The sequence below is a fragment of the Nocardia sp. CC201C genome, assembly GCF_030010695.1.
Taxonomy (GTDB): Bacteria; Actinomycetota; Actinomycetes; order Mycobacteriales; family Mycobacteriaceae; genus Nocardia; species Nocardia otitidiscaviarum.
In genome coordinates, this window is the sequence record NZ_JASCXP010000378.1 from 1 (window position 1) to 7258 (window position 7258).

The following is a 7258-nucleotide window of genomic DNA, read 5'->3' on the forward strand; positions in this document are numbered from 1 at the left end:
TACGGCGAATAGGCGGCGGTGATCGGCGCGGCGGCGGCCAGCGTCGCCAACTGCCAGGCGTCGTAGCCGCGCGCCCCGGCGTAGCGCACCCGCCCGGTGCGCACCGCGTACTCGAGCGTGGCCGCGATCTCCTCCAGGGGCGTGTGCGGATCCCAGGCGTCCACGGTCCAGATGTCGAGATGGTCGGTGCCCAGCGTCGCGAGCGTGGCGTCGAGCTGGCGCATCATGGTGCGCCGCGACGCGTCCACCGTCCATCGGGTGGGTGCGGGCGCGGGCGCGGCCGGATCGGCCAGCACCGGCGTGCGTCCCGCGCTGCCCGACAGCACCAGCTCGTCTCTGCCGATCTCGCGCAGCAGTTCGCCGAGAATGCGCTGCGCGGTCCCGTCGGCGTAGGCGGGGGAGGTGTCGACGAGCGTGCCGCCCGCCTCCACGAACGCCATGAGCTGGGCGGCCGCGTCGTCGGCGTCGGTCTCCCGGCCCCAGGTATGCGTGGCCAGCCCCATTCGGGACACCCGTAGTCCACTGCGGCCCACCGTCCGCTGTTCCATCACCGTGCAAACCCTCGTGTCACACGCGTCAGCCTAGGCGCACAGGTGGTTTCCCAGGGCGCAAGCCTCGCCGTCGACCTCGCCACATCGCGGTTGCGGCGGACCCCTACCAGCCCGCGCGGGCGGGCGGGTAGGGTCGCCAACGATATCGCGGCGGGGCCGGGTGCGGGGCAGGCCGTCGACGGTGGGCGAATTGCCCACCGGCAGTAGAGGATTCGGTGTGGACAGGAGTGGTGCGTGGGCGAGTCGATGACGTGGCTGCAGGCGGTGGTGCTGGGGCTGGTGCAGGGCTTGACGGAGTTTCTGCCGATTTCGTCGTCGGCGCATCTGCGAATCGTGTCGTCGGTGTTCTTCGGCGACGATGCGGGCGCGTCGTTCACCGCCGTCACCCAGTTGGGTACCGAGGCGGCCGTTCTGGTGTTCTTCGCCAAGGACATCTGGCGCATCCTGGTCGCCTGGTTCACCACCGTGGGCATGAAACTGAAGGCTCGCCAGCGCGAGACCGTGCCGCTGCACGATCAGCCCACCACCCAGCTGCCGGTCTACCGCGACACCGGGTACGGCGACACCGGATACGGCCTGGACGCGGACGCGCAGCGCGAACTCGACTATCGCATCGGCTGGTACGTGATCATCGCCACCATCCCGATCGGCCTGATCGGCTTCCTGTTCAAGGACGAGATCCGTACGGGCGCGCGGAATCTGTGGCTGGTGTCGTTCATGCTCATCGCCTTCGCGCTGGTGATCGCCGCGGGCGAGTACTACGGCAAGAAGCAGCGGCCGATCGAGCAGCTCACCACCCGCGACGGCCTCGTCATGGGTTTCGCGCAGTGCCTGGCGCTCATCCCGGGCGTGTCGCGTTCCGGGGCGACCTCGACGGCCGGCCTGTTCTGCGGGCTGACCCGCGAGGCGGCGGTGCGGTTCTCGTTCCTGCTGGCCATTCCGGCGGTCACCGCGTCGGGGCTGTTCTCGCTGCCGGACGCCTTCGAACCGGCCGGGGCCGGGCTCAACGCCTCGGGTCCGCAGCTGCTGGTGGCGACGATCATCGCGTTCGCGGCGGGGTACGCGTCGGTGGCGTGGCTGCTGCGTTTCGTGGCCGGCCACTCACTGAACTGGTTCGTGGGCTATCGCATCGTGTTGGGGTTGGCGGTCATGGGCCTGCTGGCCGGCGGCGTCATCTCGGCGACGTGATCACATGTCGGCATTCCGCGTAGCCAGTAGGCTGGCCCGGTGACGGTGATCCTGTTGCGGCACGGCGTGTCCACGTCGAATGCCGCCCACACGCTGGCCGGTCGCAGTGCGGGGGTCGATCTGACCGACCGTGGCCGCGAACAGGCGCAGGCGCTGGTGCAGCGATTGGGTTCGCTGCCCGTCGAGCACATCGTGTGCTCGCCGCTGCTGCGCTGCCAGCGCACGGTCGCCCCGCTGGCCGACAAGCTCGGTATCGAACCCGAACCCGACGAGCGGCTGCTGGAGGTCGACTACGGCGACTGGACCGGCAGACCCCTGGGCGAGCTGCTGTCCGAACCGCTGTGGAAGGTGGTGCAGCGGCACGCGTCGGCGGCGGCGTTCCCGAGCGGAGAAGGCTTGGCGCAGGTGCAGTTCCGTGCGGTGTCCGCTCTGCGCGAACACGATGCGGCGCTGGCACGAAAACACGGGGGTGACGCGTTGTGGGTGGCGTGCACCCACGGCGACGTCATCAAATCCGTGCTCGCGGACGCGTACGGCATGCATCTGGACCTGTTCCAGCGCATTGTCGTGGAGCCCGCGTCGATCAGCGTGGTCCGGTACACACCGACCGCCCCGTACGTGTGGCGGGTGAACGACACGGGTACGGATTTGTCCACGTTGGCGGCGGTTTCCCCGCGCCGCGGCGACGCCGCGGCCACCGGTCCGGTTCCCGGTGGAGAGACAGGCGATACCGCGAGTACGGATAATGGGGATGCGGAACGCCCCGATTCTCATGCCGAGTAGTTCTCATCCCGTGTAGGGCAGTCAGGAGGTGCAGATTGACACGAGCAATCCACATTTTCCGCACCCCCGATCGATTCATCGCCGGCACCGTCGGCGAGCCGGGCGACCGCGCTTTCTACCTGCAGGCCGTGCAGGAACCGCGGGTGATCAGCGTGCTGTTGGAGAAACAGCAGGTGAAGGTGCTGGCCGATCGGATGGGCTTGCTGTTGGACGAGGTGGCCCGCCGCTTCGGCACCCCGGTGCCGCCGCAGCCCGCCGATGTCGCCGACACCGACCCGCTCGTCACCCCGATCGACGCCGAATTCCGGGTCGGCACCATGGGTTTGGGCTGGGACGCCGACGCGGGCGCGGTGGTGGTGGAGCTGCTGGCCATCACCGACACCGAGGTGGACGAGTCGGTGGTGCTCGACGACACCGAGGAGGGCCCCGACGCGGTCCGGGTGTTCCTCACCCCGATCCAGGCGCGCGAGTTCGCGCTACGGTCGGCGCGGGTGATCGCCGCCGGACGGCCGCCGTGCCCGCTGTGCGGGGAGCCGCTGTCACCCCAGGGGCATATGTGCGTGCGCACCAACGGCTACAAGCGCGGCGACATCTTCGGCGCGACCGAGGCCGAGGACTGAGCCCATGACCGGCGACCCGTTCCGGACCGCGGATCTGACGGTGGTCGGACAGGTGACCACGGCCAGCAATGTGACGCTGGTGTGCGAGGCCGACGGGGTGCGGGTGGTGTACAAGCCGGTGCGCGGGGAGCGGCCGCTGTGGGACTTCCCGGACGGCACCCTGGCCGGGCGCGAGGTGGCGTCCTATCGGGTGTCGGAGGCACTGGGGTGGGGGCTGATACCCGAGACCATCCTGCGCGACGGGCCGGTGGGTCCGGGCATGGTGCAGCGGTGGGTCGATCAGATCGAGCCGGTCGACGGGCGGCCGGAGCTGGTGGATCTGTGCCCGGCCGGGCAGGTGCCCGACGGGTTCCGGGAGGTGCTGCGCGCGCTGGACGGCTCGGGGCGTCCGCTCTCGCTGGTGCACGCCGACGATCCCCGGCTGCGGCGGCTCGCCGTCCTGGACGTGCTGCTCAACAATGCCGACCGCAAGGGCGGGCATGCGCTCGACGGCGTCGACGGACGGGTGTACGGGGTGGACCACGGCATCTGCCTGCACACCGAGCCGAAGTTGCGGACCGTGCTGTGGGGGTGGGCCGGGGAGCCGATCGAGGACGAATTGCTCTCCGACATCACGGTTTTCGTGAAGGCGCTGCCCGGTGAGCTGGGTGACGGGCTGGCGGAGTCGATCACCGACACCGAGATCGACGCGCTGGAGACGCGGGCGCGGGCGCTACTCGACGATCCGCGGCTGCCGCTACCCAACAGCAACCGGCCGATTCCCTGGCCCGCGTTCTGACTCGCGCCCGCTGGTCGGCTTCCCCGGTCCGCGTTCCGGCTCGCTCCCGCTGGTCGGCTTCCCCGGTCCGCGTTCCGGCTCGCTCCGCCGGTTGGCTTCCCCGACCCGTGCTCCGTACTCGCGATGGGCCGGTTCCCCGGGTCGTGCTCCGCATCGCACGGCGGGTCGGCCTCCCGATCCCGTTCCGAAGTACGGTGCGGTCGGCAGGGAAGGCCGACGACCGCACCGCCCGTCACCCGTAGCCCGGAACCGTCCGCGCACGCGCACCGTCCGCCCGGTGTCGGGGCGGGCGTCCGCACCCCGCCTCGCCCATCCGCGGCCTGGTTCGTTGCGTACATCATGATTCCAATGGTTGACGTCCCCACCCGGCACGCTTTCATGCAGGTCCGCGCATATCGCCGTGGGTGGTGCGGGTCTCCTCGCGCGGGGGCGGCGCGGAGCTGCCTCGATCGTCCCTTTACCCTCGAATCATGCAGTCCTGGTCCGATACCGCTGTCCCGACCGTTCCCGGATCCGGACCGGCGTTGCGCTTGTACGACACCGCCGATCGGCAGGTGCGCCCGGTGACGCCGGGGCGTACCGCCACCATGTACGTCTGCGGCATCACCCCCTACGACGCCACCCACCTCGGCCACGCCGCCACCTACCTGACCTTCGACCTGGTCAACCGGATCTGGCGCGACGGCGGGCACGAGGTGCACTACGTGCAGAACGTGACCGATGTGGACGATCCGCTGTTCGAGCGGGCCGAGCGCGACGGGATCGACTGGCGGGAACTGGGCAGCCGCGAGATCGACCTGTTCCGCGAGGACATGCGCGAACTGCGGGTGATTCCGCCGCGGCACTACGTGGGCGCGATCGAATCGGTGCAGGAGGTCGTGGAACTGGTCGACAAGCTGCTGGCCTGCGGCGCGGCCTATGTGGTGGACGATCCGGACCACCCCGACATCTACTTCCGCCACGACGCCACCGAGCAGTTCGGCTACGAGTCCGGTTACGACCGCGCGACCATGGAGCGTTTCTTCGCCGAGCGCGGCGGCGATCCGCAGCGCCCCGGCAAGCGGGATCCGATCGACCCGCTGCTGTGGCGGGCCGTCCGCCCGGGCGAACCGTCCTGGCCCGCGCCGTTCGGTGAGGGGCGGCCGGGCTGGCATATCGAGTGCGCGGCCATCGCGCTCAACCGCATCGGCACCGAGTTCGATGTCCAGGGCGGCGGCAGCGACCTCATCTATCCGCATCACGAGTACTCCAGCGCGCACGCGGAGGCGCTGGTGAAGGGTCGCCGGTTCGCCCGCCACTATGTGCACGCCGGGCTGATCGGCCTGGACGGTGAGAAGATGTCCAAGTCGCGCGGCAATCTGGTGTTCGTCTCGACGCTGCGCCGCTCGGGCACCGATCCGGCTGCCATTCGGCTGGGGCTGTTCGCCGGGCACTACCGGCAGGATCGGGAATGGTCGGATACCGTGCTCGCCGAGGCGCTTTCCCGCTTGGAGCACTGGCGGTCGGCGACGGCGCTGACCGCCGGCCCGGCCGCCGCGGACACCGTGGCCCGGCTGCGCCAGCATCTGGCAGACGATCTGGATACCCCGAAAGCGCTTGCCGCCGTGGACAGCTGGGCGCAGCAGGCGGTGAACTACGGCGGTTCCGACACCGCCGCGCCGAGCCTGGTGCGTGCCGCGGTGGACGCACTGCTGGGAATTCGGCTCTAGCGCGGGCGATTACGCCGACGGAGGGCGGAGCTGGTACCGGGGCGGGTCCAGGAGCACGGCGTGAGCCCGCCCCGACCGCCCACCGCTGTCGAACGCGCTGTTCGCCCGTGCTCTCGGACTATTCGCCCGCGTTCTCGGACTGGGCCAGTCCGCCGCCGTCGACGGGGTGGAATCCGGCGTCGCGGATGAGCGGCACCACCGTGGCGGCGGCCTCCCGGTCATCGCTCCAGTACCGCATCTCGGAGGTCTCACCGGTGCGCTGGCCGCGCAGGCCGTCGGCGAGCAGGTCGGTGGCGAGGCGGTCGCCGAAGGTGCGCACCAGTCGCACGTTCCCGAGCCGCTTGTGCTGGTACTCCGGACTGGTGAGCCCGTCGGGTATGGGTACCGGCACCACCTGTCCGTCGCGTTCGGTGAGCGGATTGCTGGTGTCGATGACGATCTTGCCCCGCAGCGCGTCGCCGTAGTCGCGGGCGAGGGTCTCGAAAGCGTCCCACCAGACGGCGATGACCACCACATTGGTGGCGGCGAGCATATCCTCGGGCGAGGCGACGGCGGTGGCGTGCGGGCCGAGTTCGGCGGCCAGGGCGGCGGGTCCGTCGGGGTGGGCGGCGCTGAGGATGACGTGGTCGCCGCCGGAGACCAGCAGTCGCGCCAGGGTGCCGCCGATGCGGCCGGTGCCGATGAATCCCACTCGCATGGTGCGCTCGCTTCCTGTCGATCGGACGGACGACGAGACGACGACACAACACCACCGAGGGTAACCGAAAGATTGCCCGATTGGTCGTGTTATTGGTCGTGTTTGCGACCGCGCGGCGGTGCGGCCGGATCGACCCTCCCGCTGGAACGTAGATGGCGATACGGTAAGTCTCCAAGGCTCTCACCCTCGATGAGGAGGTAGGACGGTGACGGCGGTGCCCGGATTCGATCGGTTCCGTATGGTGCGCAAGCAGATTCGCGCCGGCGGTGAACTGCTGGGGGCGGTGCGCAGGGATCCGCGCATCGTGCGCGACCTGATCGCCGGACTCACCGGCACGGGGGAGCGGCCGCAACCGCCGGTCGACGACGGCGCGTACACCCCGCCGGACGGGCTGGCCGCCTTCGCGCGCACTGCCCAGGCCCGGCAGTCCGTCGAGGTCTCCGCCCGGCAGGCGCTGGACTATCTGGTGCAACTCGACCGGATTCCGGAGTGGATGGCGTTCCACGCGGGCTGGCGCGGCGATCCGCCCGGAACGGCCGAGCCCGGCCTGGAATTCACCCAGCAGGCGCGGTTCATGGGCATTCCCGCCGATCTGGACTGGACCGTCGCCGCCGTGACCGCTACCAGGATGGAACTGCGCGGCACCGGACCGCAGGGGCTGCGGCTGACGTTCTGGGTGACCGTCGTGCCCGCCGCGAGCGGAGCGCTGGTGGCCGTGGACGCCGGACTGGCGGGTGCGCCCATCGACGGGCCGCTGGGCGGGTCGGTGGCCCGCAGTCTCGGTGACGCACTGCGGGATTCGCTGGGCGCGCTGCCCGCGATCCTGGCCGACGCGGCCCCCGCGAAGCCGCGCGTAGCGCGGAAGGCGGTGCGGCACCAGGCATCCGACACCGTGCTCGCCCCCACCACCCCGGTGCTGGTGGGTGTCGGTC

General features: G+C 70.5%; 8 protein-coding genes. 6 read left to right on the plus strand and 2 right to left on the minus strand.

The window, feature by feature from the left end:
• A partial coding sequence (locus QK444_RS28980; protein ID WP_282785305.1) for an aldo/keto reductase occupies positions 1 to 548 on the minus strand: 548 nt, incomplete at its 3' end.
• A 249-nt stretch (positions 549 to 797) separates the two neighbouring features.
• Here QK444_RS28980 and QK444_RS28985 point away from each other — a divergent pair.
• The 5 genes from QK444_RS28985 (at position 798) to mshC (ending at position 5629) form a co-directional block, all read left to right on the plus strand.
• A complete protein-coding gene (locus tag QK444_RS28985) occupies positions 798 to 1739 on the plus strand; it encodes an undecaprenyl-diphosphate phosphatase (protein ID WP_306357578.1) in 942 nt (313 codons plus the stop codon).
• Positions 1740 to 1778: 39 nt separating this feature from the next.
• Positions 1779 to 2522, plus strand: coding sequence for a histidine phosphatase family protein (locus QK444_RS28990; RefSeq protein WP_282785307.1), 744 nt, complete (start codon positions 1779 to 1781; stop codon positions 2520 to 2522).
• 35 nt (positions 2523 to 2557) lie between these two features.
• On the plus strand, positions 2558 to 3142 hold the full coding sequence (locus tag QK444_RS28995; protein ID WP_029927805.1) for a DUF3090 domain-containing protein: 585 nt from the start codon (positions 2558 to 2560) through the stop codon (positions 3140 to 3142).
• A 4-nt stretch (positions 3143 to 3146) separates the two neighbouring features.
• The gene (locus tag QK444_RS29000; protein WP_282785308.1) at positions 3147 to 3920 is read left to right on the plus strand and encodes an SCO1664 family protein; all 774 of its coding nucleotides are present in this window, start codon (positions 3147 to 3149) and stop codon (positions 3918 to 3920) included.
• 470 nt (positions 3921 to 4390) lie between these two features.
• On the plus strand, positions 4391 to 5629 hold the full coding sequence (mshC, locus tag QK444_RS29005; protein WP_282785309.1) for a cysteine--1-D-myo-inosityl 2-amino-2-deoxy-alpha-D-glucopyranoside ligase: 1239 nt from the start codon (positions 4391 to 4393) through the stop codon (positions 5627 to 5629).
• 118 nt (positions 5630 to 5747) lie between these two features.
• Here mshC and QK444_RS29010 read toward each other — a convergent pair whose 3' ends face one another.
• Positions 5748 to 6326, minus strand: coding sequence for an NAD(P)-binding domain-containing protein (locus QK444_RS29010; protein ID WP_282785310.1), 579 nt, complete (start codon positions 6324 to 6326; stop codon positions 5748 to 5750).
• A 205-nt stretch (positions 6327 to 6531) separates the two neighbouring features.
• Here QK444_RS29010 and QK444_RS29015 point away from each other — a divergent pair.
• Positions 6532 to 7258: SRPBCC family protein (locus QK444_RS29015; RefSeq protein WP_282785311.1), on the plus strand; the 727-nt coding region annotated here is incomplete at its 3' end.

Excerpts from the sequence above, each read along its gene's own strand:
- QK444_RS28985 (WP_306357578.1), top strand. The coding sequence starts at position 798 with ATGACGTGGCTGCAGGCGGTGGTGCTGGGGCTGGTGCAGGGCTTGACG.
- mshC (WP_282785309.1), top strand. The coding sequence starts at position 4,391 with ATGCAGTCCTGGTCCGATACCGCTGTCCCGACCGTTCCCGGATCCGGA.
- QK444_RS29000 (WP_282785308.1), top strand. The coding sequence starts at position 3,147 with ATGACCGGCGACCCGTTCCGGACCGCGGATCTGACGGTGGTCGGACAG.
- QK444_RS29010 (WP_282785310.1), bottom strand. The coding sequence starts at position 6,326 with ATGCGAGTGGGATTCATCGGCACCGGCCGCATCGGCGGCACCCTGGCG.